The organism is Streptomyces sp. NTD107, from assembly GCF_059510435.1.
Genome location: NZ_JCAJZV010000029.1, coordinates 1 through 13,655, shown reverse-complemented (window position 1 = coordinate 13,655; position 13,655 = coordinate 1). Strand labels below are relative to the sequence as shown.

The window sequence follows — 13,655 nt, the reverse complement described above, 5'->3', positions numbered from 1 at the left end:
TCACCTTATCAGAGGTAACTTCCGTGCCTTTCCAGGCACTTGATGCTGTCCTCCGACGTCCCGAGATCCCCGGTCAGTTGGACTGTCCGGCGTTCCCGTTGCGGCGATGACGTAAACGTACTGGAGCGGGGCGCCCGGATGCAAATCCTGGCGCCCCGCTGGCAGATGACGGGCCCCGGCGGACCCGTACCGGCCCCTCAGACCTCGACCACGACCGGCATGATCATCGGGCGCCGGCGGTAGACGTCGGAGACCCACTTGCCGACCGTGCGCCGCACCAGCTGCTGGAGCTGGTGCGCCTCGACCACGCCGTCCTGGGCCGATCTGGCCAGCACCTCGTCGATCTTCGGGATGACCTCGGCGAACGAGGCGTCGTCGATGCCCGAGCCCCGCGAGTGGATGCTCGGACCGCTGACGATCTTGCCCGTGCTGCTGTCCACCACCACGAACACCGAGATGAAGCCCTCGTCCCCCAGGATCCGCCGGTCCTTGAGGCTGGACTCGGTGACGCCGCCGACCGAGAGGCCGTCCACGTACACGTAGCCGGCCTGGACCTTGCCGACGATCTTCGCCTTGCCCTTGACCAGGTCGACGACCACGCCGTCCTCGGCGATCACGATCCGGTCGGCCGGCACCCCGGTGAGCGCGCCGAGTTCGGCGTTGGCCCGCAGATGGCGCCATTCGCCGTGCACCGGCATCAGGTTCCTGGGCTTGCAGATGTTGTAGAAGTACAGCAGTTCGCCGGCCGAGGCATGCCCGGAGACATGGACCTTGGCGTTCCCCTTGTGGACCACATTGGCGCCCCACCGGGTGAGTCCGTTGATCACCCGGTAGACGGCGTTCTCGTTCCCGGGGATCAGCGAGGAGGCGAGGATGACCGTGTCGCCCTCGACGATGCGGATCTGGTGGTCCCGGTTGGCCATCCGGGACAGGGCCGCCATCGGCTCGCCCTGGGACCCGGTGCACACCAGCACCACGTCACGGTCCGGCAGGTCGTCCAGGGCCCGTACGTCCACCACCAGGCCGGGCGGGACCCGCAGATAGCCCAGGTCCCTGGCGATGCCCATGTTGCGCACCATGGAGCGGCCCACGAAGGCGATCTTGCGGCCGTGCTCCTGGGCCGCGTCCACGATCTGCTGGATGCGGTGCACATGGCTGGCGAAGCTCGCGACGATGATGCGCTTGTCCGCGCGGGCGAAGACCTGGCGCAGCACGCCGGAGATCTCCCGCTCGGGGGAGACGAAGCCGGGGACCTCGGCGTTGGTGGAGTCCGAGAGCAACAGGTCGATGCCCTCCTCGCCGAGCCGGGCGAAGGCCCGCAGGTCGGTGAGGCGGCCGTCCAGCGGCAGCTGGTCCATCTTGAAGTCGCCGGTGTGCACCGCCATGCCGGCCGGGGTGCGGATGGCGACCGCCAGCGCGTCCGGGATGGAGTGGTTGACCGCGACGAATTCGCAGTCGAAGGGGCCGATCCGCTCGCTGGTGCCCTCCACCACTTCCAGGGTGTAGGGGCGGATGCGGTGTTCCTGGAGCTTGGCCTCGATCAGGGCGAGGGTCAGCTTGGAGCCGATCAGCGGGATGTCGGGCTTCTCGCGGAGCAGGTACGGCACGCCGCCGATGTGGTCCTCGTGGCCGTGGGTGAGGACGATGCCCTCGATGTCGTCGAGACGATTCCGCAGCGAGGTGAAGTCCGGCAGGATCAGGTCGATGCCGGGCTGCTCCTCCTCGGGGAAGAGCACGCCGCAGTCGACGATCAGCAGCCGGCCGCCGTACTCGAAGACGGTCATGTTGCGGCCGATCTCGCCGAGGCCGCCGAGCGGGGTGACGCGCAGGCCACCTTCCGGGAGCTTCGGGGGGCGGCCGAGTTCTGGATGGGGATGACTCAAGAGACTCTCCTGACCACGTGCGCCGGCCGCTCCCGGGGGAGGCGACGGGCGCGCGCGTGGGTTGCGTGTAGTGATGTGTTGATATGTCGGCGCGTTTCGATGTGCTGAAGCGCTCCTGTGGTACTGCCGTGCCGGATGACCCGGTGTCGGTTCCGCTCGTCCTGCTGGTGTTGCTGGTCTTACGAAGTCTTGGTGTTCAGATCTGTACCCCGCCGGCGGCGAGATCCCGCTTGAGCTGTTCGGTTTCCTCGTCGGTGAGGCCGACCATCGGAAGCCGCAGCGGGCCGCCGGGCAGCCCCTGGAAGCCGAGGGCGGCCTTGGAGGTGATCACGCCCTGGGTGCGGAACATCCCGGTGAAGACGGGGAGCAGCTTCTGGTGGATCTCGATGGCCTTGGCGACATCGCCGCTGGTGTAGGCGGTCACCAGGGAGCGCAGCTCGGGGGTGACCACATGGCCGACGACGGAGACGAAGCCGACGGCGCCCACCGAGAGGAGGGGGAGGTTCAGCATGTCGTCGCCGGAGTACCAGGCGAGCCCGGTGGTGGCGATGGCCCAGCTCGCACGGCCCAGGTCGCCCTTGGCGTCCTTGTTGGCCACGATACGCGGGTGCTCGGCCAGCCGCACCATCGTTTCGGTGTTGATGGGCACTCCGCTGCGCCCGGGGATGTCGTAGAGCATCACCGGCAGCTCGGTGGCGTCCGCGATGGCGGTGAAGTGCTGGACCAGGCCCTCCTGCGGGGGCTTGTTGTAGTAGGGGGTGACGGCGAGGATGCCGTGCGCCCCGGCCTCCTGGGCGGCGCGGGCCAGCGCCAGGCTGTGCCGGGTGTCGTTGGTCCCGGCTCCGGCCACCACGTGGGCGCGGTCTCCGACCGCCTCGACCACGGCGCGGACCAGCTGGGCTTTCTCCGCGTCGGAGGTGGTCGGGGATTCGCCGGTGGTGCCGTTGACGATCAGGCCGTCATTGCCGGCGTCCACCAGGTGGGCGGCGAGCCGCTGCGCGCCGTCGAGGTCGAGCGAGCCGTCCGGGGTGAACGGCGTGACCATCGCGGTCAGCACCCGCCCGAAGGGCGTCAGGGGTGTGGAGGTCGGAGCCATGGGAACCACGCTACTCGCCGCTCAGCTTCCCGCGATCCACGGGGATGCTCTACATGTGGATCCCGGCGCTGCCTGCTCGGGGGTTCAGACAGCGCCGGGGTCCGTTCATTCACCCTAAATGAACTTCTCGAAATGTCGCAATACGGACACTTCGGTCAGCTTTTCGGAGAAGTGTGCCACCTGCGGAGCGGTGTTACGGGGCCACTGGGCCATTGGCGTCGCAGGCCGCGCGGGCCGGTGGCACCGGCCCGCGCACCGGCCCGCGCACCGGCCCGCCATCGGCTCGGCGCCCCTCTCCCTCCCCCGCCCCGGCAGGCCCGGGAACCATGGCCGGTTCGCGCCGGGTGCGCAACCCGGGGAAGTGCGTCAGCGACCGGGCGTTGCGCGCGGCCCACCTCGTGACGGCGGCTCCATCGGCCGGCGGCAGCGGCACCGGAGGCGGTCGGGCCGTCCCGAGCGCGATAGCCTCACCCGTGCACTGCCAGCGGCGAACGTGACACGAACGAGGACAAGCCTTGCCCCTGCCCTTTCTCGCGGCCGACCGTGACTTCGGCACCAGCACGCCGGACGCCTCCCTCCCCCACGCCGGAACCGACCAGTGGCGCCGCCCCTACCGGCTCGGCCCCCACCGGGTGGCCGTCTCCGCACTGGCCCTGCTGCTCTCGGCCTATCTGCTGATCTCCGCGCTGATCATCGCCATCGCCGGCACCGTCGGCGCGGCCGGCGCCACCCTGCTCATCGCGGCCATGACCATAGCCTTCGCGCTGCGGGTGCTGCGGATGGGCATCTGGGTCAGCCCGCGCGGGCTGCGCCGGGTGGGCCTGCTGAGCACCACAACCCTGCGCTGGCGGGAGATCGAACGGGTCTCCACCGTCCAGCAGCCGGTGCGCTGGCTCGGCCTGCCGCGCACCGTACAGGGCCAGTCGATCCACATCGAGCCGCGCCGCGGTGAGCCGCTGCGACCGCTGCTCACCGACCACAGCGCCGACTTCCTGACCCGGCCCAAGGCGTTCGAGCGCGCCGCCGACGTACTGGAAGCCTGGTTCGCCGAGCACCACCACCACTGAGACTCGGCGGCGGCGCCCGGTCGGCCCGGCCGGTCAGGCCCGGCCCGCCCGCAGGGCGATCGCATGCTCCATCGCCTTGCGGGCGCGCGGGGTGTCCCGGGCGTCGTGGTACGCCACCGCGAGCCGGAACCAGCACCGCCAATCGCCCGGATTCGCCTCCGCCTCGGCCTGCCGGGCGGCGAACGCCGCGTCGGCCGCCGCCCTCTCCACCCGGCCGCTGGGGGTACGCGGCAGATCGTCCACCGGCAGCCCGCCCTCGGCCTCCAGTTCCTTCGCCAGCCGGCCGGCGTCGCGCGCGAAGCGGGTGGTGCGCCACAGGAACCACGCCCCGATCAGCGGCATCACCAGCACGGCGATCCCGAACGGGACCGTCACCCAGGTGCCCTCGCCGATCAGCACCACCCCACGGTGCCCGGCCAGCACGAAGTAGCCCACCAGCAGCGCGGACACCAGCGCGTAACCGATCTTCCCGGCCATCGTCAGCCGTCCAGGTCCATGAAGTGCTCAAGGCCCAGGGTCAGCCCCGGAGCGGCCCCGACGCGGCGCACACCCAGCAGCACCCCGGGCATGAACGAGCCCCGGTTCATGGAGTCGTGGCGCAGGGTGAAGATCTCCCCCTCGTCGCCGAACAGCACCTCCTGATGCGCCACCAGCCCGCGCAGCCGCACCGCGTGCACCGGCACCCCGTCCACATCTGCGCCGCGGGCACCCTCCAGCGCGGTGCTGGTGGCATCCGGCTGGGCGGGCAGTCCGGCGTCGGCGCGGGCCCGCGCGATGAGCTGCGCGGTACGGACCGCCGTGCCACTGGGGGCGTCGGCCTTGTGGGGGTGGTGCAGTTCGACGATTTCCACGGACTCGAAGAACCGGGCCGCCTGCTGGGCGAAGTGCATGGTGAGCACCGCGCCGATGCCGAAGTTCGGCGCGATCAGCACCCCGGTCGCCGGGGACTCCGCGAGCCAGTCGCGCAGCCGGTCAAGCCGGTCCCCGGTGAACCCGGTGGTGCCGACCACCCCGTGGATGCCGTGCCGGACACAGAACTCCAGATTGGCCATCACCGCGTCCGGGTGCGTCAGATCGACCGCGACCTGGGCCCCCGCCGCGGTCAGCGTCTCCAGCGCGTCCCCGCGGCCCAGCGCCGCCACCAGCTCCAGATCATCGGCGGCCTCGACCGCCCGTACCGCCTCGGACCCCATGCGTCCACGGGCGCCCAGCACGGCGACGCGCAGCTTGCTCATGCGTACTCTTTCGCTCTCGTCGTTTCTCGTTCTCAGGCCATCGCCCGGTGCAGCTTGGCGGTGTGCCTGGCCTTCAGCGGGCCGATCACGGACACCGACGGCCGGTGGCCGAGCACCTCGCCGGCCACCTCGCGCACCTGCTCCGCGGTCACCGACCGGTACCGCTCCAGCAGCTCGGTCACCGACAACTGCTCGCCCCAGCACACCTCGCTCTTGCCGAGCCGGTGCATCAGGGCGCCGGTGTCCTCCAGGCCGAGCACCGTGGATCCGGCCAGCTGGCCGATCGCCCGCTGCGTCTCCTCCTCGCCCAGACCGTTCGCGGCAACATCGGCCAGCACCTCGCGGGAGATCGCCAGCACCTCGCCCAGCCGGTCGGGCCGGCAGCCCGCGTACACCCCGAACAGCCCGCAGTCGGCGTATCCGGAGGTGTGCGCGTACACGCTGTACGCCAGGCCCCGCCGCTCCCGTACCTCCTGGAACAGCCGCGAGGACATCCCGCCACCGAGCGCCGTGGACAGCACACTCAGGGCCCAGCGCCGCTCGTCGTGCCGGGAGACCCCCGGCATGCCCAGGATCAGATGGGCCTGCTCGGTGGTCCGCTCCTGCACCTCGATCGCGCCGGCGGTACGGATCCGGCGGTCGCCGCCGCGCGGGCCCAGCGGCTCGGCGTCGGCGCGGCTCAGCGCCCCGGCGCGGTCGAAGGCGGCGTGCACCCGCTCCACCACGGTGTCGTGGTCGAGGTTGCCCGCGGCGGTGACCACCAGCCGGGTGGGGTCGTAGTGCCGCCGGTAGAAGCGGGCGATCTGGTCGCGGGACAGCGCGCCCACCGTCTCCTCGGTGCCCAGCACCGGACGGCCCAGCGGGGTGTCGCCCAGCAGGGTCTGGGCGAAGAGATCATGGACGCCGTCACCCGGATCGTCGTCCGTCATGGCGATCTCTTCGAGAATGACGTTCCGCTCCGCCTCCACCTCCGCCGGGTCGATGACCGAGGAGGTGAGCATGTCGCAGATGACATCGACGGCCAGCGGCAGATCGCTGTCCAGCACCCGGGCGTAGTAGCAGGTGAACTCCTTGGTGGTGAAGGCGTTCATCTCACCGCCGACCGCCTCGATCACCGAGGAGATCTCCAGGGCGGTGCGCCGCTTCGTGCCCTTGAACAGCACATGTTCGAGGTAGTGGGTGGCGCCGGCCAGGGCCGGGGTCTCGTCGCGGGAGCCCACCCGGGCCCAGATGCCGAAGGAGACCGAGCGTACCGAGGGCACGGTCTCGGTGATGACCCGCAGCCCGCCGGGGAGCACGGTCCTGCGGACGGTGCCCGCGCCGCCGGTCCCGTTCACCAGGGTGCGGGTCACGGCGCGCGGACGGGGCACGGCCCGCCCCACCGGTGCGGTGGGGCGGGCCGTCCTCGTACGAGGGGTACGCGTCACTTGTCGGCAGCGTCCTTCTCGGCGGCGTCCTCGGTGGCCTCGTCCTCCAGGACGGGGATCAGCGAGAGCTTGCCGCGCTGGTCGATCTCGGCGATCTCGACCTGGACCTTCTGGCCCACGCCCAGGACGTCCTCGACGTTCTCCACGCGCTTGCCGCCGGCCAGCTTGCGGATCTGCGAGATGTGCAGCAGACCGTCCTTGCCGGGGAGCAGGGAGACGAAGGCGCCGAAGGTCGTGGTCTTCACCACGGTGCCCAGGTAGCGCTCGCCGACCTCGGGCATCGTCGGGTTGGCGATGCCGTTGATCGTGGCGCGGGCGGCCTCGGCGGCCGGGCCGTCGGCGGCACCGATGTAGATGGTGCCGTCGTCCTCGATGGTGATGTCGGCGCCGGTGTCCTCCTGGATCTGGTTGATCATCTTGCCCTTGGGGCCGATGACCTCGCCGATCTTGTCCACCGGGATCTTCACGGTGATGATCCGGGGGGCGTTGGGGGACATCTCGTCGGGGACGTCGATGGCCTCGCCCATCACATCGAGGATGTGCAGGCGGGCGTCGCGGGCCTGCTTGAGGGCCGCGGCCAGCACGGAGGCCGGGATGCCGTCCAGCTTGGTGTCCAGCTGGAGCGCGGTGACGAACTGCTTGGTGCCGGCGACCTTGAAGTCCATGTCACCGAACGCGTCCTCCGTACCGAGGATGTCGGTGAGGGTGACGTAGTGGGTCTCGCCCTCGATCTCCTGCGAGATCAGGCCCATGGCGATGCCGGCGACCGGGGCCTTGAGCGGCACACCGGCGTTCAGCAGCGACATGGTGGAGGCGCACACCGAGCCCATGGAGGTGGAGCCGTTGGAGCCCAGCGCCTCGGAGACCTGCCGGATGGCGTACGGGAACTCCTCGCGGGTCGGCAGCACCGGCACCAGGGCGCGCTCGGCGAGCGCGCCGTGGCCGATCTCGCGGCGCTTGGGGGAACCGACCCGGCCGGTCTCACCGGTGGAGTAGGGCGGGAAGTTGTAGTTGTGCATGTAGCGCTTGCGGGTCACCGGGGAGAGGGTGTCCAGCTGCTGCTCCATGCGGAGCATGTTGAGCGTGGTGACGCCCAGGATCTGGGTCTCGCCGCGCTCGAAGAGGGCGGAACCGTGCACCCGCGGGATGGCCTCGACCTCGGCGGCCAGCGTACGGATGTCGGTGACACCACGGCCGTCGATGCGGACCTTGTCCTTGATGACGCGCTCACGGACCAGGTGCTTGGTGAGCGAGCGATACGCGGCGGAGATCTCCTTCTCGCGGCCCTCGAACTGCGGGAGCAGCTTCTCGGCGGCGACGACCTTGACGCGGTCGAGCTCGGCCTCGCGCTCCAGCTTGCCGGTGATGGTCAGCGCCTGGGACAGCTCGTCGCGCACGGCGGCGGACAGCGCCTCGAAGACGTCGTCCTCGTAGTCCAGGAAGACCGGGAACTCACCGGTGGGCTTGGCGGCCTTGGCGGCCAGGTCGGACTGGGCGCGGCACAGCACCTTGATGAAGGGCTTGGCGGCCTCCAGGCCGGCGGCGACGACCTCCTCGGTCGGCGCCGCGGCGCCGCCCTTGACCAGCTCGATGGTCTTCTCGGTGGCCTCGGCCTCGACCATCATGATCGCGACATCGCCGTCGGGCAGGACACGGCCGGCGACGACCATGTCGAAGACGGCGTTCTCCAGCTCGGTGTGGGTGGGGAAGGCCACCCACTGGCCCTGGATCAGCGCGACCCGGGTGCCGCCGATGGGGCCGGAGAAGGGCAGGCCGGCCAGCTGCGTGGAGCAGGAGGCGGCGTTGATGGCGATCACGTCGTACAGGTGGTCGGGGTTGAGCGCCATGATCGTCTCGACGATCTGGATCTCGTTGCGCAGGCCCTTCTTGAAGGACGGGCGCAGCGGGCGGTCGATGAGCCGGCAGGTGAGGATGGCGTCCTCGGAGGGACGGCCCTCACGGCGGAAGAAGGAGCCGGGGATCTTCCCGGCGGCGTACATCCGCTCCTCGACGTCGACGGTGAGCGGGAAGAAGTCCAGCTGGTCCTTGGGCTTCTTCGACGCGGTGGTGGCCGACAGCACCATGGTGTCGTCGTCCAGGTACGCCACCGCGGAACCGGCGGCCTGCTTGGCGAGGCGGCCGGTCTCGAAGCGGATGGTGCGGGTGCCGAAGGCGCCGTTGTCGATCACGGCTTCGGCGTAGTGGGTTTCGTTCTCCACCTGGGATGTCTCCTGTTTCTCGCCCCGCCGGCCTCGTGCCGGGTGGGACGGTCTGCGGTGGAGCACCTCCGTACGGGCCGGCCATCGATCGAAGCTCCCGGGAAGCCGCCCGGGGGCCACTACCGAGGACCGGCGACGGTTGAGAAGGCGCTCCGCCTCATGCTCTGTCGTTGTGCAGTGGTGGGACCAGCCTACAAAGGCATCGGTCCCGGGGCCCGGTTTCGGCGTCCGCGCTCTTGCGCGGACGCGCTGCCGGGCCGGATACGGCGAAGGGAGCGGCCCCCGCCAGCGGTGGCCGCTCCCCTTTCCGGCGTCTTAGCGGGCGCCCGCCGCGCCGCGGCGGATGCCGAGGCGCTCGACCAGGCTGCGGAAGCGCTGGATGTCCTTCTTGGCCAGGTACTGGAGCAGCCGGCGGCGCTGGCCGACCAGCAGCAGCAGGCCGCGGCGGGAGTGGTGGTCGTGCTTGTGGGTCTTCAGGTGCTCGGTCAGGTCCGAGATACGGCGGGACAGCAGGGCCACCTGGACCTCGGGGGAACCGGTGTCACCCTCCTTGGTGGCGAAATCGGTGATGATCTGCTGCTTGGTGGCGGCATCGAGCGACGACACACGTACTCCTTGAGGATCGGCCCGGAAGCGGCCCCTGGTCTGCTTCACAGGGGCTCGGGGATGACGAATGCCAACTCGCCGGGCGCACGTCACCCTATCAGCCGGGCCGGGGTGGTCCTGACCGGTTGTTCCGTTGTGCGGCGTTCCCGGGGCGGGCCGCCCGGCGGCCGGCTAATCGCTGGTGAGCCCGCGGGCGCGGGCGTAGACGCCGAGGACGGCCAGGCACAGCGGGATCAGGGAGAGCAGCAGAGCGGACTCGGTGAGGTCCAGGACCCGGCCCCAGAAGGGGGTGAGTCCGGCGCGCGGCACGATGAGGGCGACGGCGGTCATGACGGCCGCGGCGGCGGCGAGGACGGCGGTCAGCCACAGGGTGCGCAGGTCGAGCGCCGTGCTGTCACCGGACAGCAGGTCGCGTACGGCGCCGGCGGGCGGGTGCAGCAGGAAGCCGGTGACCAGCAGGGCGAGGGCCGTGAGACCGGCGGTCAGCAGGACGGAGACCTGGACGGCGTACCGGAAGAGCCGGGATCGGGTCAGCAGGGTGCCGGCGGTGGCCAGGGCGAGCAGTTGGCCCCAGCCGCTGGTGGAGAAGCCGAGGACGGCGACGGCGACGGTGGCGGCGAGGGCGCAGCCGGCGGTGAGGCCGAGCAGGATCTGGTGGCCGAGGCGGGCCTGGGCGGCTATCCGCTCGGCGTCGATGGGGCTCTCGGTGGGCGCGGGCTGGTCGGGTTCCGCGGTGTCGAAGTCGGCGCGCGGGGCGTCGTAGCCGATGGGCAGCCGGACCAGGGCGGCGGACAGGCCAGGGAGGAAGCCGAGGGCGCCGATGGCCACCGGCGCGGTGAGCGCGGCGGCGGAGACGGGGCGGGCGTCGGCCACGATGGCGGCGAAGGTGGCGAGGGTGCCGATCAGGGCGGCCGTGGCGGTGGCGACGAAGGGTGCCGCGGCGTCGGGGAGGGCGGCTGCGGCGATGACCGAAAGCAGCAGGACGGCGACGCAGCCCAGCAGCAGTTCGAGGCGGCCCACGCCATGCCCGTCGGCGAGCGGAAGGGCGCCGGTGCCGGCGATCAGTCCGTGCGGGAGGGCGGCCAGGCCCAGGGCGGTCGCGGCGGGGCGGTCGGCGTACACCCGGGCGCGGACCACGCCGAAGGAGATCAGCAGGACGGCCAGCACCCCGGCGATGATGCCGGGCAGGCCGTGCAGATCGTGGCGCACCGGGTCGGCGTACCAGAGCACCACGGCGGCGAGGGTGATGAGCACGGCGGCGCCGGTCAGTCCCGCGGTGCGCAGCCGGGCGTCGTGCCACAGGGCGCGGTCGTGGGTGACGGCGTCGGCGACGGCTTCGCTGACGTCGTCGTGGACCGGCGGCGGCAGGGCGTCGGCGACCGGGCGCAGGACGAGGACCTCGCCGTCCAGGACGCGCTGGGCGACCAGGGTGCGGGAGCCGTCCAGGACACTGCCGTCGCGGCGTACCAGGTGGTAGCCGACGGGAGCGCCCTCGGTGGGTGCCTGGCCGGTGAGCTGGAGTAGCTGGGCATAGAGGTCGGCCAGAGGCATGTCCTCCGGAAGCGCCACGTCGATCCGGCTGTCGGGTGCGGCGACGGTGACGCGGCAGAAGCCGGTGGCCGCTGTCGAGTTCACGTGAGATTCCCCCAAGATGCGCGCTGGACGCGGTTGCGCACGGACTGCGTTGGTCACCCTACCGGCTGTGCTTCCGGGGCCGGTCAGTAGGATCGGGCGGCGCCGCAGAGGTTGTTGGATCGGGGGGCCGTATGAGCCAGATCATTGTCAAGCGTCCGCCGCGTACGCTGCCGGCCGAGGTGCCGGGCGAGGAGGTGGCGGTGCAGCCGCCGCCGGAGCTGCCCAAGGGGCCGCAGGACGGTGTGCTGATGCAGCTCATGCCGATGCTGGGCATGGGCTCTTCGGTGGTGTTCTTCTTCATGCCGAACGCCCATCCGTTCATGCGGATCATGGGCATGCTGATGATGGTGTCCACGGGCGCGATGGTGGTGGCGATGATCATCCGCCACCGGCGCGGCACGCAGGGGCAGATGGCTCAGCTGCGCCGCGACTATCTGCGGTATCTGGCGCGGACCCGGCGCGCGGTGTGGGGAACGGCGCGCACCCAGCGGGACGCGCAGCTGTATCTGCACCCGGCGCCGGAGCAGTTGTGGGCGCTGGTGGCCGAGGGCAGCCGGCTGTGGGAGCGGCGGCCGGGGGACGGCGACTTCGGGCAGGTGCGGCTGGGGCTGGGCGAGCACGGTCTGGCGACGCCGCTGGTGCCGCCGCAGACGGCGCCGGTGGATGAGCTGGAGCCGCTGACGGCGGGGGCGATGCGGCGGTTCCTGGCGACGCACAGCACCGTGTCGGGGCTGCCGATGGCGGTGTCGCTGCGGGGCTTCTACCAGGTGGTGCTGTCGGGGGACGTGGAGGTGGCGCGGGGGACGGCGCGTTCGCTGGTGGCATCGCTGACGGCGCTGCACTCGCCGGAGGACGTGAAGGTGGCGGTGGCCTGCTCGGCGGGCGCGGCCGGCGAGTGGGAGTGGGCGAAGTGGCTGCCGCACGTCCAGCTGCCGTCGGTGGACGGGGCGGGCTCGCGCCGGCTGATCGCGAACAGCGTGCCGGCGCTTGAGGAGGAGCTGACCGAACGCCTGGAGGGCCGCGGCCGGTTCTCCGCGAACGGCAAGCCGGTGCTGGATCAGCCGCATGTGGTGCTGGTGCTGGACGGGGTACGGGTGCCGCCGCATTCGGCGTTCGCGTCGGCGGAGGGGTTGCAGGGCGTCACGGTGGTGGAGGTGCTGCCGGGCGAGCCGGAGCCGGCCCGGGGGCGTCTTTCGGTGCGGTGCGTCACGGGGTCGCTGCGGTTCGACGCGGGGGACGGGGTGTCCTTCGACGGCGAGCCGGACCAGCTGCCGGTGGCGGCTGCTGAGGCGCTGGCCCGCCAGCTGGCGCCGCTGCGGCTGAGCACGGGCGGTGAGGAGGACGAGCCGCTGCTGGCCGATCTGGACTTCGGGGACCTGCTGGGGCTCGGCGACGCGGCGGCGGTGGATGTCTCGCGGACCTGGCGTCCTCGGTCGGCCGGCGAGCGGCTGCGGGTGCCGATCGGGGTGGACGAGAGCGGCCAGCCGGTGATGCTGGACCTGAAGGAGGCGGCGCAGGAGGGCATGGGCCCGCACGGCCTGTGCGTGGGCGCGACCGGCTCCGGGAAGTCGGAGCTGCTGCGCACCCTGGTGCTCGGCCTGGCGGTGACCCACACCTCCGAGACGCTGAACTTCGTGCTGGCGGACTTCAAGGGCGGCGCGACGTTCGCGGGGATGGCGCAGCTGCCGCACGTGTCGGCGGTGATCACCAACCTGTCGGACGATCTGACGCTGGTGGACCGGATGGGCGATTCGATCCGCGGCGAACTCCAGCGCCGCCAGGAGCTGCTGCGGGCGGCGGGCAACTACGCCAATGTGCACGACTACGAGAAGGCCCGCGCGGCGGGCGCGCCGCTGGCGCCGCTGTCCTCGCTGGTGCTGGTGATCGACGAGTTCTCCGAACTGCTGACGGCGATGCCGGACTTCATCGACATGTTCATCCAGATCGGCCGCATCGGCCGCTCGCTGGGCGTGCATCTGCTGCTGGCCTCGCAGCGACTTGAGGAGGGCCGGCTGAAGGGCCTGGACACGTATCTGTCGTACCGGATCGGGCTGCGGACGTTCTCGGCGGCGGAGTCCCGTACGGCGATCGGGGTGCCCGACGCGTACCACCTGCCGCAGATCCCTGGCTCGGGCATCTTGAAGTCGGGCACCGAGGAGATGGTCCGCTTCAAGGCGGCGTACGTCTCGGGCACCTACCGCGAGGGCCCGGCGAAGACGGCCCCCTCGGGCCCGGCCCCGCTGCGGCGCCACCCGGTCCTGTTCACGGCGGCCCCCGTCCCGGTCCACCACGCGGACCCGGACCCCCGCACCACGACGGCGGCCCCCGAACCCACCCCCACCGACGACGCCCTGGCCGACACGGTCCTGGACGTCATCGTCCGCCGCCTGGAAGGCCAGGGCCCCTCGGCCCACCAGGTCTGGCTCCCCCCACTGGACTCGGCGGCGACGCTGGACGAACTGGTGACCAAGGGTCCGACCGGCACAT

Annotated in this window: 10 protein-coding genes; 2 read left to right on the top strand and 8 right to left on the bottom strand. The window is 71.4% G+C overall.

The annotated features are described in order from the left end of the window. Positions 1 to 197: 197 nt before the first annotated feature. Positions 198 to 1,883, bottom strand: coding sequence for a ribonuclease J (locus tag AC5WRL_RS27965; RefSeq protein WP_496091478.1), 1,686 nt, complete (start codon positions 1,881 to 1,883; stop codon positions 198 to 200). 196 nt (positions 1,884 to 2,079) lie between these two features. Further along, complete coding sequence (gene dapA, locus AC5WRL_RS27960; protein WP_496091477.1) at positions 2,080 to 2,979, bottom strand: 4-hydroxy-tetrahydrodipicolinate synthase; 900 nt, start codon at positions 2,977 to 2,979, stop codon at positions 2,080 to 2,082. Between the two features lie 515 nt (positions 2,980 to 3,494). Between dapA and AC5WRL_RS27955 the strand changes: the two genes are divergently transcribed. Then, entirely contained in the window at positions 3,495 to 4,046 is a 552-nt protein-coding gene (locus AC5WRL_RS27955) for an SCO5741 family PH domain-containing membrane protein (protein WP_496091476.1), read from the top strand. A gap of 33 nt (positions 4,047 to 4,079) precedes the next feature. Here the strand turns inward: AC5WRL_RS27955 and AC5WRL_RS27950 are convergent, their stop codons facing one another. The 6 genes from AC5WRL_RS27950 to eccD form a co-directional block, all read right to left on the bottom strand. Continuing rightward, positions 4,080 to 4,523, bottom strand: a complete 444-nt coding sequence (locus tag AC5WRL_RS27950; RefSeq protein WP_496091475.1) for a hypothetical protein — start codon at positions 4,521 to 4,523, stop codon at positions 4,080 to 4,082. A gap of 2 nt (positions 4,524 to 4,525) precedes the next feature. Next, positions 4,526 to 5,281, bottom strand: a complete 756-nt coding sequence (dapB, locus tag AC5WRL_RS27945) for a 4-hydroxy-tetrahydrodipicolinate reductase (RefSeq protein WP_496091474.1) — start codon at positions 5,279 to 5,281, stop codon at positions 4,526 to 4,528. 32 nt (positions 5,282 to 5,313) lie between these two features. After that, positions 5,314 to 6,708, bottom strand: coding sequence for a M16 family metallopeptidase (locus AC5WRL_RS27940; protein WP_496091473.1), 1,395 nt, complete (start codon positions 6,706 to 6,708; stop codon positions 5,314 to 5,316). Next, a complete protein-coding gene (locus AC5WRL_RS27935) occupies positions 6,705 to 8,927 on the bottom strand; it encodes a polyribonucleotide nucleotidyltransferase (RefSeq protein ID WP_496091472.1) in 2,223 nt (740 codons plus the stop codon). Before AC5WRL_RS27935 ends, AC5WRL_RS27940 begins: the two co-directional genes overlap by 4 nt. Positions 8,928 to 9,242: 315 nt before the next feature. Next, complete coding sequence (rpsO, locus tag AC5WRL_RS27930) at positions 9,243 to 9,533, bottom strand: 30S ribosomal protein S15 (RefSeq protein ID WP_496091471.1); 291 nt, start codon at positions 9,531 to 9,533, stop codon at positions 9,243 to 9,245. 171 nt (positions 9,534 to 9,704) lie between these two features. Continuing rightward, positions 9,705 to 11,168: a type VII secretion integral membrane protein EccD gene (gene eccD, locus AC5WRL_RS27925; RefSeq protein WP_496091470.1), complete on the bottom strand. Its 1,464-nt coding sequence runs from the start codon at positions 11,166 to 11,168 to the stop codon at positions 9,705 to 9,707. A gap of 131 nt (positions 11,169 to 11,299) precedes the next feature. Here eccD and eccCa point away from each other — a divergent pair. Beyond that, positions 11,300 to 13,655, top strand: a 2,356-nt coding sequence (eccCa, locus tag AC5WRL_RS27920) for a type VII secretion protein EccCa (RefSeq protein ID WP_496091469.1), incomplete at its 3' end; no start/stop codon positions are given.